The sequence below is a fragment of the Streptococcus dentapri genome, from assembly GCF_042649885.1.
In the GTDB taxonomy this organism is placed as follows: domain Bacteria; phylum Bacillota; class Bacilli; order Lactobacillales; family Streptococcaceae; genus Streptococcus; species Streptococcus dentapri.
In genome coordinates this window covers 1-15,857 of record NZ_JBHSAC010000071.1, presented here as the reverse complement: position 1 = coordinate 15,857, position 15,857 = coordinate 1, and the positions used below count along the sequence as shown (strand labels likewise).

The following is a 15,857-nucleotide window of genomic DNA, read 5'->3' as shown; positions in this document are numbered from 1 at the left end:
AGACGTCGCTGGAGAGAAACGGCTTATAGCCGGTGTACAAGCCACCCGTTTTCACGGGTGGTTATGACTTTGCTCTAGCTTTACCAGATTAACGAAAGGATTGTTTGGTAGTCCTTACCCCTTGCTAGGCAAGTGATAGCGGCCCCTGATCAATTGTGCAGAAAAAGGCAGGACGATAAAATCGAAATTGCGATTTTATCACAATTTAGCGATTTTTGTCCCCACCTCTTTTATTACTTCAAATTAGTTTATACTAACAAAAAGTGATAAAATCATCAACTCAGCCGGTGGTTCGTACGATATTACACTTTAAATAGCTTAATCAGCAATAAGATTACCTGATTTCTCAATAATGTCTTTTGTATCAGTAGCGATTGTACAGTCGTCTTCCAATCCAGAAGCTTGATTTTTGAATTCAACTTTGTAAACAGATTTCCTATTTTCGACATTAGTTTGAACGGTTAGCTGGCTGACAGCAGCTTTTTCTAGGCTAGCGTCAGCAAGTGGATTATCTTCACCGATAGTCTAAAAAATTAGTTAGAGCTCTTTTTCTGTTGAAAATGTCTAAAACCAGTGTCTGAGGAGGAGAAAGAAGGGTTTACCTTGCCGCTCTTACTATCAGAATCTTGTTCAAGAATAGATACATTTGAGGCATCAAGGGTTGTAATCAATTTAGCATCATAAGTTGTTTTTAAAACTTGGCGCTCTTTTTTATGCGGTAATGTATCATATCATTTTTAGAAATGCAGCATCCTCATAAGCAATTTTAAGAGCTTGAAATTGACTGATAGTTTAGCCAAATTATTGCAGAGAAAAAAATCCTCCGAGTGTTGCTACTAAAATAACAGCGATACTAGCTCAAAATATTCTTTATAAAACTTAAAAAATTTGAAAGTTTAATCGTAGATTTTAAGAAGCATTTGTATTGACTATGTGCATGTTCACCTAACTTAGCTAAATATAGAAGAGCAGAGAATTTTAAAGTAGAAACTATGTTCTCTGCTCTTTTGGTAATTAATATGAGTGTGCTTAGTTTTCAATTTGTTGTTTGGCCCAGAGATTGTCATTTTCAAGCATATTGACACTGGTATAACGATGACGGTAGATATTATAGATGAGTCCCGGTTTATAGGGGTCAAGGGGCCGGTCATAGTCGGCAAGGTGATAGAGCTTGATGAGTTGGTTCAATTTGGTATTGTAGTCAGTATCGGTAGCATAGAGGCCAGTTAAGGCCTGGGTTGCTTCTTTGTAACTATCAGCCTTTGATTTTCGAGCCTTGGAATAGATATTTTTGCTGAGGATATCAGCATAGTCTTCCAGTGATTCAGTGTAGGAGGGATATTTTCTAAATTGAGCGTCTATCGTGTAGGTGTGGCCTTTACCATCATCTTCCCAAGTCTGAAAGGTAGCGGAATTACCTTGATAATCTCCTTTGATTCCAAATAGATTGTAGTTGGGCTCAGAAGCTAGCTTAGAAGTTCCATATCTGCTTTCTAGCACAGCTTGAGCAATCATAACTGAAGCGTAGAGATCATTTTCTTGAGAGATGGAGCGAGCATCTTCGCCAATTTTATTGATGAAATAAAGAGTGGCGACACTCTCATTTTTTCCTAGTTTAGGAGATGTGTGAGTATTCTGATTAATACGCGTCAGAAAACCATAGGTACAAAAGATGAAAACGGCAGCGATTAAAAAGAAGGTCAGAATCAATGATTTACGCTTTTGTTTGCTGACTTTGAAAAGTTTGTTCAACTTGTTAAAACGTTTCTTTTTGGCCAAGCTTCAATCTCCTTTTCTTATTTTGGCAAAACCTAGTATAGCATAGTTGTTGATATTTAGGTTAGAAAAAACCAAGGAATACAGCTATTTTTGATAAAATTCAAGCGCTGAGCTTTCCACTATTTATTGAAGATAAGTTCTTTAGAAAATCCGACAAAACCTTTAAAAGACTTGTAATTTATGATAAAATGAAAAAGTAAATAAAATATAGAAGAGGTATGTGAAATGTCACGTAAACCAATTATCGCCGGAAACTGGAAAATGAACAAAACAGCTGCTGAAGCTCGTGAATTTGTTACTGCTGTTAAAAATAATATTCCTTCAAACGAGCTTGTTGACACTGTCATCGGTTCTCCTGCACTCTTCCTTGAAGGAATGAAAAAAGGTGTTAAAGATACGGAATTGCAAGTTTCAGCTCAAAATTGTTACTGGGAAGACTTTGGTGCCTTTACTGGCGAAACAAGTCCAGCTGCTCTTGAAGCTCTCGGTGTTGAGTATGTTATCATCGGTCATTCAGAACGCCGTGATTACTTCCATGAAACAGATGAAGAAATCAACAAGAAAGCGCATGCTATCTTCAAGCACAATATGACTCCAATCCTTTGCTGTGGTGAATCTCTTGAAACATACGAAGCTGGTAAAACAGCAGAATGGATTGAAGGACAAATCACTGCTGACCTTAAAGATTTGACAGCAGAACAAGTGTCAAACTTGGTTATTGCTTATGAACCAATCTGGGCTATTGGTACTGGTAAATCAGCTGATGCTAACATTGCTGATGAGATCTGTGGTGTTGTTCGTTCAACAGTTGAAAAATTGTATGGTGCAGAAGTTGCTCAAGCTGTTCGTATCCAATACGGTGGTTCTGTAAAACCTGAAAATATTGCTGAATACATGGCTAAAGAAAATGTTGATGGCGCCCTTGTTGGTGGTGCTTCACTTGAAGCTGACAGCTTCCTTGCCCTTCTTGATTTTGTAAAATAATTTACAATAAACTGTCTAAGACCCTAGATTTACGCTATCAGGGGTCTTTTTATATTGTGAGCAATTAAGATAAAAGGTATAAAAAGAAACCAGTTCTTTGATAGGCCTAAGAGTTGATTTTTTATCAACCTAAGCAAGGTCGTGTTAGATAACTGGTTTTTTTCTATTAGCGTCTCAATAATTTTTTCACAGTATTGAGTAACTTGTATTTCAGAGGGTTGGGATAATAACGGAAAGTTCCCATCTTGCGGGTAATGTAGCCATTGAAATTTTGCTTGAAGCGCAAGACACCATCACTGTTGTCAAAGATACCTTGGATACCAAGGAAGTTATAAGTTGGAATTTCTCGCTTGATGGCTTCCAACATGACATACTCTTGCAATAGAGCTGGTGCATAGAATTTATTAAATTCTGTATAGGAACCGCTAAAGAGATAAATAGCTTCCTGCTTAGTATAGACAAAAAGACTGCCTGCTAGGATGACATCCTCTTGACCATGCTGTTGAATCAGCTGCTTAGCCTCATCCTTACGTACTTGAAAAGTGTCGTATTGACTGGAGAACTCTCGCAGCTGGTTTTGTTTCTTTTCCGAATGAGGATTCTTTTCAAGATCAGTTTTGAGCTTGGTAATTTTTTGTCCCAGTTTATCCTGATCTTTTTGTAGATGGTCTAGATAATCCTGAAAATTGATGCTAGCAACCATGAATTCTGCCTTATCCCTCCAGCTATCGAAGAAATCTTGGTAATAATCTAGGGGTTTGTCGGTATAGTCGCGACGATCTGAGGTTGAAGAAGTGATTTCCTTGAAAATAGGAAGTTCTTCCCGACTGAGCTTAAAGACTTTGGTACCAAAAGTTTTAGACTTTTTAACAAGGGGACGTCCCTTTTTGCTAAAAGATTTCATCAACGTATCGGCTGTGATAGCAGTCATATCTTTAACATAGTGCCAATCGGGTTCACCGCCGGGATAACCTGTCTGCAAACCATCATATTGAAAACCAAGGTCGGTGAGGGTTTTGATAAGTTCGGGATGCTCTTGACTGCTAGGATTTCCCTCGCTATCAAAGGTTTGATAGGTATCATAGGGTTTGACGATCAGCTCCAAAGCTCCTTCACTTTTAGCGTAATCCTGTAATCCTTGGTAAAAGGCGCTGAGATATTTAGGATTGGTTGAAAAAGGTCCTGAATTGACCTCCATATGGAGTCCGCCGGTCATTGGCATGCTGTAGACCAGAGCGGCAACCTGTAACTCACCTGCTTCTTTCAAACCAACGTAAGCGATGGTATAGCCTCGTTTGCGAAAGAGTTGAGCCATTTCTACCGACTGCATGAAGGACTTATAAGCAACGGTTTGGCTGAATTCTTCAAATAGTTCTTGACTTAGAATTTCAAAAGTCATTAGTGCTTGCTCCTTGATTTTTTACGTAGATTATAAGCTAGCATGGCTGGTTTATAGAGTAAGCTGACTGGGATATTAAATTCCCCGATGAACTCTTCAATGGTTGGGTTAAAGTTTGATTTAAACTTAGTCAACCCATCATCAAGACTTCCTTCAACGCCTCCCATGTTAGCCCAGATAATACCATCAGCATAGGCATCTTCAAAAACTTTTGGATAGAGGGAATACTGAGGATAGAATTTTTTAAATTCATCATTCATACCAGCGTAGAGCATTTCCATGACGTTACCGAAACGGACAGATAAAATACCAGCAATGATGAGCTCATCATCATATTTATCAACAAATTCTTCAAATTCCTTGATGTATTTTTGTACGGAAGTTTGTTGCTGGGTTAGCTTGGTCAAGCGTTTCTTTTGGTGGTCAGCAGTTTCTGCCAAATCTTTTTCAATTTGAGCTAACTGTTCTTGGTACTCTGCCAGACGTTTTGGTAAATTAACCTTGGCTAAATGTAAGTAAGCATCATCCCCGTAAATGGACATCATCTTTTTGAAATAGTCATGATTACGCAGAGCTACGCCTTTGCGATTTTCTGTTAGAGCGACAACATCAGCGAAAGCTTGGACATCATCTATACTACCGCGTGTGGTTACGACACCACGATTATTAGCATCCTTCATCAAACGTTTGGTATGTTTAGGAAAGGTAGCAGTCATATCTTCTTGGGTGTAGACATTAGCTTGAAAACGTGGTTGGATACTTTCAGCAATTTCCATGGTACGTCCGGTCCATTCAGTGCCAGCTTTTTTAAGATTATCCAGGGCAGCTAAAGTTTCAGGATTTTCCTCAACTTCTTGTCCAGTTTTATAAGCTTTTAGGAGGAGGGCGGGATCAAATTTAATGAAGAGAGCGTGTTTACTTTTTCCGTATTTTTTCAATGATTTAATAACAAAATCAACAACTTCTTGATCCTGATAGTCCATGACAGGCCCGCGTGGGATATAAAGCATGGTCATTCCTAGGGGTAGACGTTTAATCAAGATAGAAGCAGAAGCGATTTGAACATCATCTTTATAGAAGCCTAAACGTTCATTGCTCCAATTATCCTTAACCTGTGCCCAAGCACTGCTTTGTAGCAGATTGGTCTGATTGCTTGCTTTAGCAAAATCGTCATGTTCTTTGGCAGATATGCCAACCTTATAGGTAAACATTAATTTAGTACCCACTTTCTAATGGCGTGAGCCACGCCAGATTCATCATTTGATTTGGTAATGTGTCTTGCAATTTCTTTGAGTGCTGAGGTTCCATTTTCCATGACGACGGGGTGACCGACCACTTCCAGCATGGCACGGTCGTTTTCTTCGTCCCCGATGGCCATGGTTTCATCTAGAGTGTAGCCCAGCGTTTCAGCCAGATGTTTAACAGCTTCACCTTTGCTGGCAGTCTTTCTTAGTATTTCTAAATAAAAGGGTCTGGATTTCACGATGGTGAAACGCTCGTAAAATTCTTCTGGAATCTTGGCAATGGCTTGATCTAGAATCTCAGGCTCATCGATATACATGGCCTTGACAAACTCTTTATCAGACAGCTCCCTCGGTGTCCGGTAAAAAATGGGCATGTTGACCAGAGTAGATTCGTGAACGGTGTATTTGCCGATATCACGGTTGCTGGTATAAATACCATCTTTGGTGATGGCGTGAGAATGAATTCCCAGCTTATTGGCCAGAACTTCAATATCAAGGTACTCATCATAAGAGAGGACCTCCTTTAGCAGTTCCTCCCCGCTAGAAGTGTCTTGAACCAAGCCACCATTAAAGGTGATAACATAATTATCAGGCTCATTTAATTGCAGTTCTTCCAGAAGGGATTGGACACCAGCGATGGGGCGTCCTGTGGTGATGACAATCTTAACACCCGCAGCCTTGGCTTCTTGAACAGCCTCAAAGACTTGGGGTGTTATTTGTCGATCACTAGTGATCAAGGTACCATCAATATCGACAGCTACAAGTTTGATTGACATGCTTTCTCCTTTAGTAGATAGCGTAAAATTGGAAATAATTCAATATTGAAATCATTATAAATAGATAAAAATATACCTATACTATATTACTAAAAATCCCGCCATTTGTCATGGCGAGAATGGTTTTAAAGCAGATAGTCGTTTTGGATGTAATTGATGAAGATCTCTTTTTCTTTTTGAAATAAATCGTCCGTTTCCAACATTTCAGCTGGGAAGTAGAAGCGATAATCACCATGGACAGTTCCGGTTAGGGATTTTACCAAGGCTGACTCTTGGCTGAGTTCAATCAGGCTGCCATCTTTTTGAAGGAGTTCAATCTGAGTACGGGGGTTCTCTTTTTCAGGACGGTAAATATCATAAGGTAGGTCAAAATTCTTATGCTTCGCTGTATAATAGTCAGGATTGTAACCTATGGCAGAGACTAAATGTTTCATCTCGGCTAGAGATGTTTGGCTTTCATCCGTTATAATTAAAGACTTGAACAGTTTGCGGTTGATGAAACGGTTGGCTAAATCAGCTAAAATAGCATCATCGGCCTGCATCCACATTTGGAAATAGGTATTCATCACTCCATCATCGAGGCTGAGATAGTCCTTAAGCTCATAGTTGTTTTCAAAGAAGGGAATCAATGCTGGGGCTGTGCGCTTAAAATAATCTTTTTGCGCGGAATAGAGTTTCTTAGCGCGCTTGAGCAGATTTTGCAGCAAGACTTCCATAGCTCTGCTGGCAGGATGGAAGTAGACTTGCATATACATCTGGTAACGGCTGACCAAGTAATCCTCAATAGCATGGGTACCATTGATGGTGAAAGCAATACCATTACCATGGGGTCTGATGACACTTAAAATGCGGGTTAAGTCAAATTGTCCGTAGCTAGCGCCGGTATAGTAGGCATCGCGTAAGAGATAATCCATGCGGTCACAGTCAATCTGGCTGGAAATCAACTGTTCTACTTGTTTGTTAGGGTAAGTATGATTGATAACACTGGCTACCTTATCTGGGAAATCAGGCGCTACCCGTCTTAAAACAGCATTGACCTCCGTCTGAGAATTAGTGATGATATCCTGAGTGATAGCTTCGTGATCGGTATCAAATAAGTGTTCAAAGGTATGGGAATAAGCACCATGCCCCAAGTCGTGCAAAAGAGCGGCTGTCATAGCTAGGAGGCTGTCCTCTTGGTTCCAGTCCTGAGGATAATGTTTTTCAAAATGATCAATGACTCGGCTGGCGATATGGTAGACACCCAAACAGTGTGAGAAACGGCTATGCTCGGCTCCGTGAAAGGTATAGCTGGTGGTTGCTAGCTGTTTAATGCGGCGTAAACGTTGAAATTCCTTAGTATTGATTAGATCATAAATTAAAGGCTCTGTAATGGATATGTAGTTGTGAACAGGATCGCGAAAAATTTTTTCATTCATAGCTTTAGTATAGCAAAAATTGATAAATTAAGCTGAAATTGATAGAATACTAAAGGAAAAGAGCAAGGAGAAAGCCACGTGCAGATTCAAATTAAAAATACCATTCAAATGGGAAATGAGGTTGAAATTATTAGAGAAGTCCATGACTGTGAATGGACCAAGAGGGGAGATTATGATTATCTAATACATGAAAACAGCCAGCAGGAAAAGGTGGTTTTAAAAGTTAACGATAGAGAATTGGTGATGACGCGTTTTTCAACCCCCAAGTCACTTATGCGTTTTAGTAAAGGTAAGTATGATGTGGCCAGTCTTCCAACTCCTCTGGGGACTCAACATTTGGTGACGAAAACGAGGCGCTTTTCTTTAGATAGAAGCGAGGGAAAAATTGAGTTGACCTACGATTTATTGGCAAATCAGGAAGTAGATGAAATTCTGGCCTCCTATGATTTGCAGATCGTCTGGGGGTAAGAACTTTATCTTGAGCTTGAAAGAAAATTTTGCTATAATGTTTGGCATATCAAGGGAGTAGCAGGCGGTCCATAGGTTTAGATAAAACTTGAGGATTGTGTTAGTGTCGTCATTACGAAAGAAATTTCCGGCACTGACTTAAACGGCGAGACTTGTTTTTAAAACAGGTCTCTTTTTTCTATATCGCAGAAAAAAGAGACCAAAAGGAGTAAGATTAATGCACAAAGAACAACAAAAAGCACTGTACCATATACAGGCGGAAGATGAGGTGTTAAAAGAGCTTGATACCTCAAAAGAAGGTTTGTCAGAAGCGCAAGCCCAGCAGCGTTTATCTGATTACGGTCGCAATGAACTTGAAGAGGGTGAAAAGCGTGGCCTCCTTGCTAAGTTTATTGATCAATTTAAGGATTTGATGATTATCATCCTCTTGGTTGCTGCTGCTCTTTCTATTATCACGGAAGGTATGGAGGGTTTAACAGATGCCCTCATCATTCTGGCCGTTGTTATCCTTAACGCTGCCTTTGGTGTCTATCAAGAAGGTCAAGCAGAGGCAGCTATTGAAGCTCTCAAGGATATGTCTAGCCCTATTGCGCGTGTGCGCCGTGATGGTCACGTGGTAGAACTTGATTCCAAAGAACTGGTTCCTGGAGATATCGTACTTTTGGAAGCGGGTGATGTTGTTCCTGCAGATATGAGACTTTTAGAAGTGGCCTCATTAAAAATTGAGGAGGCTGCTTTAACAGGTGAATCTGTTCCTGTTGATAAAGATTTATCGGTTGATGTAGCAGAAGACGCTGGAATTGGCGATCGTCTCAATATGGCTTATCAAAATTCCAATGTTACTTACGGTCGCGGTTCAGGTGTGGTCACAAATACTGGGATGTACACAGAGGTTGGTAAAATTGCCAATATGCTGGCTAATGCCGATGAAACAGAAACACCCCTCAAGCAGAGCTTGACGCAATTATCCAAGGCCTTGACTTATTTGATTGTAGCTATTGCTCTTGTGACCTTTATCGTCGGTGTCTTTGTCCGTGGTGAGGAACCACTTGAAGGACTTATGGTTGCCGTAGCACTTGCCGTAGCTGCTATTCCAGAGGGCTTACCTGCTATCGTTACTATTGTCCTTTCCTTGGGGACACAGGTGCTGGCTAAACGTAATGCTATCATTCGTAAACTGCCAGCAGTTGAAACATTAGGTTCAACAGAAATTATTGCCTCAGATAAGACTGGGACACTTACTATGAACCAAATGACCGTTGAAAAAGTTTTTTACGATGGGAAGCTCTATGATACTTCCAGCGATATTAACTTTGAGCATCCCCTCCTTCATTCTGTTATCTTGGCCAATGACACCAAGATCGATCAAGAAGGTAAGCTCATTGGCGATCCGACAGAGACGGCCTTTGTTCAATTTGCCTTAGATAATAATCAGGATGTTAAGAGTTTTCTTGCTAGTCGTCCTCGTGTAGCGGAGCTGCCATTTGATTCAGACCGCAAGTTGATGTCAACTATACATGAGCTTGCTAATGGTAAATATTTTGTAGCTGTCAAAGGTGCACCAGATCAACTCTTGCAACGCTGTACTAGGTGTGATAATGCAGGGGATATTGCACCGATTGATGATCGTATTAAAAGTCTCATTCAAACCAATAATTCTGAAATGGCTCATCAAGCTCTCCGTGTCCTAGGCGGAGCCTATAAGATTATTGATAGTTTGCCATCTGAAATCACTTCTGAAGCCTTGGAACACGATTTGATTTTCACAGGTCTAGTCGGTATGATTGATCCTGAGCGTCCAGAAGCTGAGCAGGCTGTTGCCGTAGCCAAGGAAGCTGGTATCCGTCCAATTATGATTACTGGTGACCATCAAGATACTGCAGAAGCCATTGCCAAACGTCTTGGTATTATTGAAGATGATGGTCAAGATCATGTCTTCACAGGAGCGGAGCTCAATGAGCTTTCCGATGAAGAATTCCAAAAGGTCTTTAAACAATATTTAGTTTATGCACGGGTGTCACCAGAACACAAGGTTCGTATCGTTAAGGCTTGGCAAAATGAAGGTAAGATTGTTGCTATGACTGGTGACGGTGTCAACGATGCCCCATCACTTAAAACCGCTGATATTGGTATCGGTATGGGGATCACTGGTACAGAAGTTTCCAAAGGGGCTTCTGACATGGTTCTGGCCGATGATAATTTCGCGACAATTATTGTTGCGGTTGAAGAAGGACGTAAGGTCTTTTCAAATATTCAAAAGTCTATCCAGTATTTACTGTCAGCAAATATGGCAGAAGTCTTTACAATTTTCTTTGCTACTCTCTTTGGTTGGGACGTTCTTCAGCCAGTTCATCTACTGTGGATCAATCTGGTAACGGATACCCTACCAGCCATTGCTCTTGGTGTTGAGCCTGCTGAGCCAGATGTCATGACGCATAAACCACGTGGTCGTAAATCCAACTTCTTTGATGGCGGTGTTCTGGGAGCAATTCTCTATCAAGGGATTTTCCAAACAGCCCTAGTCCTTGGTGTCTATGCTTGGGCGCTCCTCTTCCCTGAACATACAGGTAACCACCTCATCCATGAAGATGCTTTGACTATGGCTTTCGCTACACTTGGTCTGATTCAATTGGTACATGCTTTCAATGTGAAATCTGTTTATCAATCCATCTTTAAGGTTGGTCTCTTTAGAAACAAGACCTTTAACTGGGCTATTCCTGTTGCTTTTCTTCTCTTGATGGCTACTATTGTTTTACCAGGATTTAATGAACTTTTCCACGTTTCCCACCTAAGTTTGACTCAGTGGGTAGCTGTTGTTATCGGTAGTCTACTGATGATTGTTTTAGTTGAGTTGGTCAAAGCGATCCAGCGCGCTCTAGGACAAGATGAAAAAGCGATTTAATAAAAAAAGCACTCTACCCAAACCCTGTCAAAGGGAAATGAGTAAAGAGTGCTTTTCTTATGCCTTGAAAAAAGGATTAAAGTTTTTTTCGTGTCCAATAGTTGTGTCAAGTCCGTGTCCCGGAAAGATACGATAGTGATTGGGTAGGGTAAATAAATTATGTTTGATGCTGTCGATTAACTGATCGAAATCAGAAGTAGGAAGATCCGTTCTACCGATTGTCTCTCGAAAAAGAGCATCACCAGAGAAGGCGACTTCTTGTTCAAAAAAAACAAAGGAGACCCCACCCCAAGAGTGACCGGGTGTTTTTAGTACCTGAAATTGAAAACCGTCTAAATCATAAGGAGTCTGGTATTGAAAAAAGAAATCTGCTGGCCTCATGATAACATCTTCCATATCGTCATGACGAGACAGACCGGAGAGATTATCGAGAGGGCTAGCCAGCCAGTCAGCTTCCTTGTCAGAAATATAGACGGGTGGTTGCTTATAACGTTCACGAACAGCATCGAGGCTCATGATATGATCGTAGTGGGCGTGAGTTAAAAGAATGGCGCTGATCGGCTTAGCGAGACTATCGATTTTGTCTAAAATCTCTTGCTTATTGCTGCCGGGATCAATGATCAAGAGGGCAGCTTCACTTTCCAAAATATAGGTATTTTCAGCAGCGACCTTATTGCGAACAAGATGAATTTCCATGGAAGTCTCCTATCTAAAATGCTCTTTAATCTACTATACATCATCTCTAAGAAAAAGTCTTAGTTTTTAGCTAAAAGAGACAAATTTTAGAATCTTTGGGAATACCTATGAAAATAAGCGAAAAGGTGATAAAATAGTAAGGAAGACTAATGAGGAGGCAACAATGACAAGACCCCTAAATTTCGTAATGATTTCCCCCCACTTTCCGACTAATTTTGAACCCTTTGCTCATCGTTTACAGGCTAATGGTTTCAATACACTGGGAATTGCGGATACCCCCTATGAAGAACTTTCGGAAGGGCTCAAATCTGCCCTGACCGAGTACTATCGTGTTGATAACATGGAAGATTACGACCAAGTTTATCGTGCAGTAGCTTACTTTGCTCATAAGTATGGTCGCATTGATCGTATTGAATCGCACAATGAGTATTGGTTGGAATTGGATGCTAAGCTAAGAACCGATTTCAATGTTTTTGGCTATAAAAATGATGACATGTTGGCCATTAAGACCAAGCGGCAAATGAAAGAAGTTTTTCGTAAGGCCGGTCTTAAAGTCGCTAAAGGTGACGTCTTTCATAGCGATGATGAAGCTAGAAAATTGGCTGAACAGCTCAAATTCCCAGTTATTATTAAACCAAACTCCGGTGTAGGAGCATCCGACACCTATAAAATTAAGTCTGCTGAAGAGCTAGAGGAGTTTTTTAGTTATAAGACAGCCGGTGTTGAGTACATCATGGAAGAATTTATTGATGGTGATATCATCACTTTTGATGGCTTAACAGATCATGATGGCAATATTGTTTTTTACTCTGGTTTGGAATACTCTGAGGCGGTTCTTGATACCCTAGCAAATGACCATGATATGTATTATTATGTCCCAAGAGAAATTTCTGAGGATTTGATTAAGCTTGGGAAAAATTGTGTGGAGGCCTTTAATGTAAAAGAACGCTTTTTCCATTTTGAATTTTTCCGAGTTAAAAAGACTAAGGATCTCATGGCATTAGAAATCAACTGCCGTCCACCAGGTGGTTTGACTATTGATATGTGGAATTATGCTGATGATTTTGATGTCTTTGATCAGTATGCTAAAATTGTTAAAGACAATCAGTTTACAGCTGACATCCAGCACCGCTATAATGTCGTTTATATTTCTCGTAAAGAAAACCAAGATTATACTCATAGTCTGGATGATATCAGGAAACAATTTGTGAATAAGATCATCTCCATCCAATCAGTGCCGGGAATCTTTGCTCAGATTATGGGTGAGCATGGTATCCTTGCCCGTACAGAGACAATGGATGAACTGCGTGAATTGGTGCAATTTGCCCAGGCAAAATCATAAGTTACTCTAAAATTTAAAAGAAAGGCTACGATGGTTCCTATATTACTTAATATAGTTAAAATAGTAAGAACTCTTCCATTAGGTATAGAAGGCGATTTACTATCTCACCATCCTATATAAGTTATGCATTTTGAAAGAAGAAGTCACTGGTCGGGAGAGCTCGGCCGTGAAATGTATTTTAACGTCTATGGTCATGCTGGTAAACCGGTTATCGTCTTTCCCTCGTCAGGTGGTAGCCAAAATGAGTATGGCGATTTTGGTATGATTGAGGCTTGTCAGAGCTTTATTGACCGTGGTTTAATAAAATTTTATACACCAGATTCTCTTGATAATGAATCTTGGTTGGCTCAAGACAAGTCAGGTCACGACATGGCTTTGGCGCACGAAGCCTATGATCGTTATATCGTCAATGAATTGGTGCCCTTGATTCGTTACGAGTCAGATTGGCAAGGAGGAATGATAGCCACTGGTTGTTCCATGGGAGCTTTCCACACCATCAATTTTTCTCTCCGCCATCCGGATTTGTTTGATGTGGCGATTGCCCAATCTGGTGTCTATGATGCACGTTTCTTTACAGGTGAGTATCATGGTGATCCAGCTGTCTACTATAATTCCCCTATTGACTACCTTTGGAATCAAGAAGATAATTGGTTCTTGGAGCGCTATCGTCAAAATCGTTTTATCGTTTCTGTCGGAAGAGGAGCTTGGGAAGGACCGCATATCGCCGATACCCTTCGCCTAGAAGAAGCTTTTACTTTCAAGTCAATTCCAGCTTGGTTTGATTACTGGGGGGATGACGTTGCCCACGATTGGGATTGGTGGCGCAAGCAGATTCCCTACTTCTTTAGTAGATTAGAAGAAGAGGGAAGTATTTAGAAGATTAAAAATCCCTTGAGGGTCAGCTGATCCTCAAGGGATTTTTAATCTTCTGTCAAGGTAAAGTGTAAAAATTCAATAAAGTGGTTGGCCCAATACTTTTCGTGGTGGATTTCATTGGCCATAACCCGCAATTCAATTTGTTCTATAGGAGTCCCCACCCTAAGCAGAGATTGGTAGTAATGCAGGCTACAATCAATATAAGATTGATTCATATTGGATGTAAATTGCTCGTCCACCTCGTCGCCTTCCTTGGTGCCGACTTGGATATAGACCTTACTGTCTGGTTTGAGAGGATGATTATTACAAAAGCGAAGAAAATCACGCTCGCTAAACCAAGAGGCCAATGAGAAGACGCCTAGGTTACCAAAGACCTCTGGATAGGCGGCGCCCATGTAGGCCGTGATGATTCCCCCCATGGAGGAGCCAGCCAAGAGTGTGTGCTGGCGGTCCGGCTTAGTTCGATAGGTTTTATCAATAAAGGGTTTGACAACGTTGACAACCCAGTCGCTGTAAGCCATACCATCTCCACCAACACTAGCAGTTTCAGGGGTCGAACCGACATCGGTCATCCAGGGAGCGTATTCATTTAGACGATTGTCCCCAGCGTTATCAATACCTACAATAATAAGTTTAGGTAGCTCCTTATGATTTTTGATAGTCGGGATAATCTTCCAGGAATAGCCAGAAAAGGATTCCTTACTGTAAAAAATATTTTGGCCATCGTGCATATAGAGGACAGGGTAGCTGGCCCAGTCTTCCTTGTCATAATCTTTGGGGAGCAGCACCCGAATACGACGTTCCTCGTCATAGTAGGGGACATAAAGATAGTGCTCTTCCATTTCCAGATAATAATTGTTTAATTTTGTACGTTTCATAAAAACCTCTGTTTTGCCATTTGTGACTATTATAGCATAAATGATTGAAAAGGATTACCCTATTAAGATAAGGAAGAATTAGTGAAGATAAAATTTTTCTGAAGTGAAAGCCTTTTCTTGAAAAAGATAAATGAAAGGATTATAATAAGATTATCATTTTTAGGAGGTACTATTATGTCTAAAGTTGCTATTGTTACAGGTGCCGGTCAAGGAATTGGTTTTGCTATTGCAGAACGTTTGCATAAGGATGGATTTAAAATCGGTATTGTAGACTATAATCAAGAAACGGCTCAGGCTGCTGTAGATAAATTATCACCAGAAACAGCTTTTGCTGTCGTAGCTGATGTTTCTAAGCAAGAAGAAGTAGCTGCAGCCTTTGATAAGGTTGTGGAACGTTTTGGTGACTTGAATGTGGTTGTTAATAATGCCGGTGTGGCACCTACAACACCACTCGATACCATTACTCCAGAACAATTTGAACGAACATTTTCTATCAATGTTGGTGGTGTTATCTGGGGAGCACAAGCTGCTCATAAACTCTTCAAAGCACTTGGGCATGGTGGTAAAATTATCAATGCAACCTCACAAGCAGGTATTGTTGGAAATCCAAACCTTACCATTTACGGTGGTACTAAATTTGCTGTTCGAGGCATCACTCAGACCTTGGCGCGTGATTTGGCAGATGAAGGAATCACTGTGAATGCTTATGCACCAGGTATAGTTAAAACACCAATGATGTATGATATTGCTCATGAAGTTGGCAAAAATGCTGGTAAAGATGATGAATGGGGTATGCAAACATTCGCTAAGAATATTGCTCTTAAACGTTTGTCTGAGCCAGAAGATGTTGCCAATGCTGTTGCCTTCCTTGCTGGACCAGATTCAGACTATATTACAGGGCAAACGGTTGTTGTTGATGGTGGTATGGTCTTTCAATAATTTAGCCTATCTAAAGACGGAATGGTTCCGTCTTTTTTGATGGCCAAGCTAAATAAAACTAGAGCGAGTTTGCTCTAGTTTTTTGTTATGGCTTCGAGCCAGTTTTTCTCGTAGAGAAAAACAATAAAACCACCAGCTATGCTGGTGGCTGCTAAG

Annotated in this window: 13 protein-coding genes; 6 read left to right on the top strand and 7 right to left on the bottom strand. The window is 40.5% G+C overall.

Annotation, left to right across the window (positions count from 1 at the left end; all coding sequences use genetic code 11):
• Positions 1-1,029: 1,029 nt before the first annotated feature.
• Positions 1,030-1,779 carry a glucosaminidase domain-containing protein gene (locus tag ACFOSE_RS08490; protein WP_380432438.1) on the bottom strand — a complete coding sequence of 250 codons (750 nt, stop codon included), beginning with the start codon at positions 1,777-1,779 and terminating at the stop codon, positions 1,030-1,032.
• A gap of 225 nt (positions 1,780-2,004) precedes the next feature.
• On the opposite strand from ACFOSE_RS08490, the gene tpiA reads away from it, so the two are divergent.
• Positions 2,005-2,763, top strand: a complete 759-nt coding sequence (gene tpiA, locus ACFOSE_RS08485) for a triose-phosphate isomerase (protein ID WP_380432436.1) — start codon at positions 2,005-2,007, stop codon at positions 2,761-2,763.
• 166 nt (positions 2,764-2,929) lie between these two features.
• Here tpiA and ACFOSE_RS08480 read toward each other — a convergent pair whose 3' ends face one another.
• The 4 genes from ACFOSE_RS08480 to ACFOSE_RS08465 all read right to left on the bottom strand — a co-directional run bounded on the left by ACFOSE_RS08480 (position 2,930) and on the right by ACFOSE_RS08465 (position 7,600).
• Entirely contained in the window at positions 2,930-4,162 is a 1,233-nt protein-coding gene (locus ACFOSE_RS08480; protein WP_380432435.1) for an aminoacyltransferase, read from the bottom strand.
• Positions 4,162-5,373: an aminoacyltransferase gene (locus ACFOSE_RS08475; RefSeq protein WP_380432433.1), complete on the bottom strand. Its 1,212-nt coding sequence runs from the start codon at positions 5,371-5,373 to the stop codon at positions 4,162-4,164. The genes ACFOSE_RS08480 and ACFOSE_RS08475 overlap by 1 nt, the downstream gene beginning before the upstream one ends.
• Positions 5,373-6,182 carry a sugar-phosphatase gene (gene yidA / locus ACFOSE_RS08470; protein WP_380432431.1) on the bottom strand — a complete coding sequence of 270 codons (810 nt, stop codon included), beginning with the start codon at positions 6,180-6,182 and terminating at the stop codon, positions 5,373-5,375. The genes ACFOSE_RS08475 and yidA overlap by 1 nt, the downstream gene beginning before the upstream one ends.
• Before the next feature lie 125 nt (positions 6,183-6,307).
• Entirely contained in the window at positions 6,308-7,600 is a 1,293-nt protein-coding gene (locus tag ACFOSE_RS08465; RefSeq protein ID WP_380432429.1) for an HD domain-containing protein, read from the bottom strand.
• Between the two features lie 78 nt (positions 7,601-7,678).
• On the opposite strand from ACFOSE_RS08465, the gene ACFOSE_RS08460 reads away from it, so the two are divergent.
• Complete coding sequence (locus ACFOSE_RS08460; RefSeq protein ID WP_380432427.1) at positions 7,679-8,068, top strand: DUF1934 domain-containing protein; 390 nt, start codon at positions 7,679-7,681, stop codon at positions 8,066-8,068.
• A 217-nt stretch (positions 8,069-8,285) separates the two neighbouring features.
• Positions 8,286-10,970 (top strand): cation-translocating P-type ATPase, encoded by a 2,685-nt coding sequence (locus ACFOSE_RS08455; protein ID WP_380432425.1) that lies wholly within the window; start codon positions 8,286-8,288, stop codon positions 10,968-10,970.
• Positions 10,971-11,027: 57 nt separating this feature from the next.
• On the opposite strand, the gene ACFOSE_RS08450 is transcribed toward ACFOSE_RS08455, so the two are convergent.
• Positions 11,028-11,666, bottom strand: a complete 639-nt coding sequence (locus ACFOSE_RS08450) for an MBL fold metallo-hydrolase (RefSeq protein WP_380432424.1) — start codon at positions 11,664-11,666, stop codon at positions 11,028-11,030.
• A 163-nt stretch (positions 11,667-11,829) separates the two neighbouring features.
• Here ACFOSE_RS08450 and ACFOSE_RS08445 point away from each other — a divergent pair, with 163 nt between their 5' ends.
• Both ACFOSE_RS08445 and ACFOSE_RS08440 read left to right on the top strand, forming a co-directional pair.
• Complete coding sequence (locus ACFOSE_RS08445) at positions 11,830-13,008, top strand: ATP-grasp domain-containing protein (protein ID WP_380432422.1); 1,179 nt, start codon at positions 11,830-11,832, stop codon at positions 13,006-13,008.
• Between the two features lie 123 nt (positions 13,009-13,131).
• Entirely contained in the window at positions 13,132-13,884 is a 753-nt protein-coding gene (locus ACFOSE_RS08440; protein ID WP_380432420.1) for an esterase family protein, read from the top strand.
• Between the two features lie 44 nt (positions 13,885-13,928).
• Here ACFOSE_RS08440 and ACFOSE_RS08435 read toward each other — a convergent pair whose 3' ends face one another.
• Positions 13,929-14,762: an alpha/beta hydrolase gene (locus ACFOSE_RS08435; RefSeq protein WP_380432418.1), complete on the bottom strand. Its 834-nt coding sequence runs from the start codon at positions 14,760-14,762 to the stop codon at positions 13,929-13,931.
• Positions 14,763-14,936: 174 nt separating this feature from the next.
• Here ACFOSE_RS08435 and ACFOSE_RS08430 point away from each other — a divergent pair, with 174 nt between their 5' ends.
• A complete protein-coding gene (locus tag ACFOSE_RS08430) occupies positions 14,937-15,701 on the top strand; it encodes a (S)-acetoin forming diacetyl reductase (protein WP_380432416.1) in 765 nt (254 codons plus the stop codon).
• Positions 15,702-15,857 lie beyond the last annotated feature (156 nt).

Coding starts and splice junctions, on each gene's coding strand:
- tpiA (WP_380432436.1), top strand. CDS start 2,005: ATGTCACGTAAACCAATTATCGCCGGAAACTGGAAAATGAACAAAACA.
- ACFOSE_RS08480 (WP_380432435.1), bottom strand. CDS start 4,162: ATGACTTTTGAAATTCTAAGTCAAGAACTATTTGAAGAATTCAGCCAA.
- ACFOSE_RS08475 (WP_380432433.1), bottom strand. CDS start 5,373: ATGTTTACCTATAAGGTTGGCATATCTGCCAAAGAACATGACGATTTT.
- yidA (WP_380432431.1), bottom strand. CDS start 6,182: ATGTCAATCAAACTTGTAGCTGTCGATATTGATGGTACCTTGATCACT.
- ACFOSE_RS08465 (WP_380432429.1), bottom strand. CDS start 7,600: ATGAATGAAAAAATTTTTCGCGATCCTGTTCACAACTACATATCCATT.
- ACFOSE_RS08455 (WP_380432425.1), top strand. CDS start 8,286: ATGCACAAAGAACAACAAAAAGCACTGTACCATATACAGGCGGAAGAT.
- ACFOSE_RS08450 (WP_380432424.1), bottom strand. CDS start 11,666: ATGGAAATTCATCTTGTTCGCAATAAGGTCGCTGCTGAAAATACCTAT.
- ACFOSE_RS08445 (WP_380432422.1), top strand. CDS start 11,830: ATGACAAGACCCCTAAATTTCGTAATGATTTCCCCCCACTTTCCGACT.
- ACFOSE_RS08440 (WP_380432420.1), top strand. CDS start 13,132: ATGCATTTTGAAAGAAGAAGTCACTGGTCGGGAGAGCTCGGCCGTGAA.
- ACFOSE_RS08435 (WP_380432418.1), bottom strand. CDS start 14,762: ATGAAACGTACAAAATTAAACAATTATTATCTGGAAATGGAAGAGCAC.
- ACFOSE_RS08430 (WP_380432416.1), top strand. CDS start 14,937: ATGTCTAAAGTTGCTATTGTTACAGGTGCCGGTCAAGGAATTGGTTTT.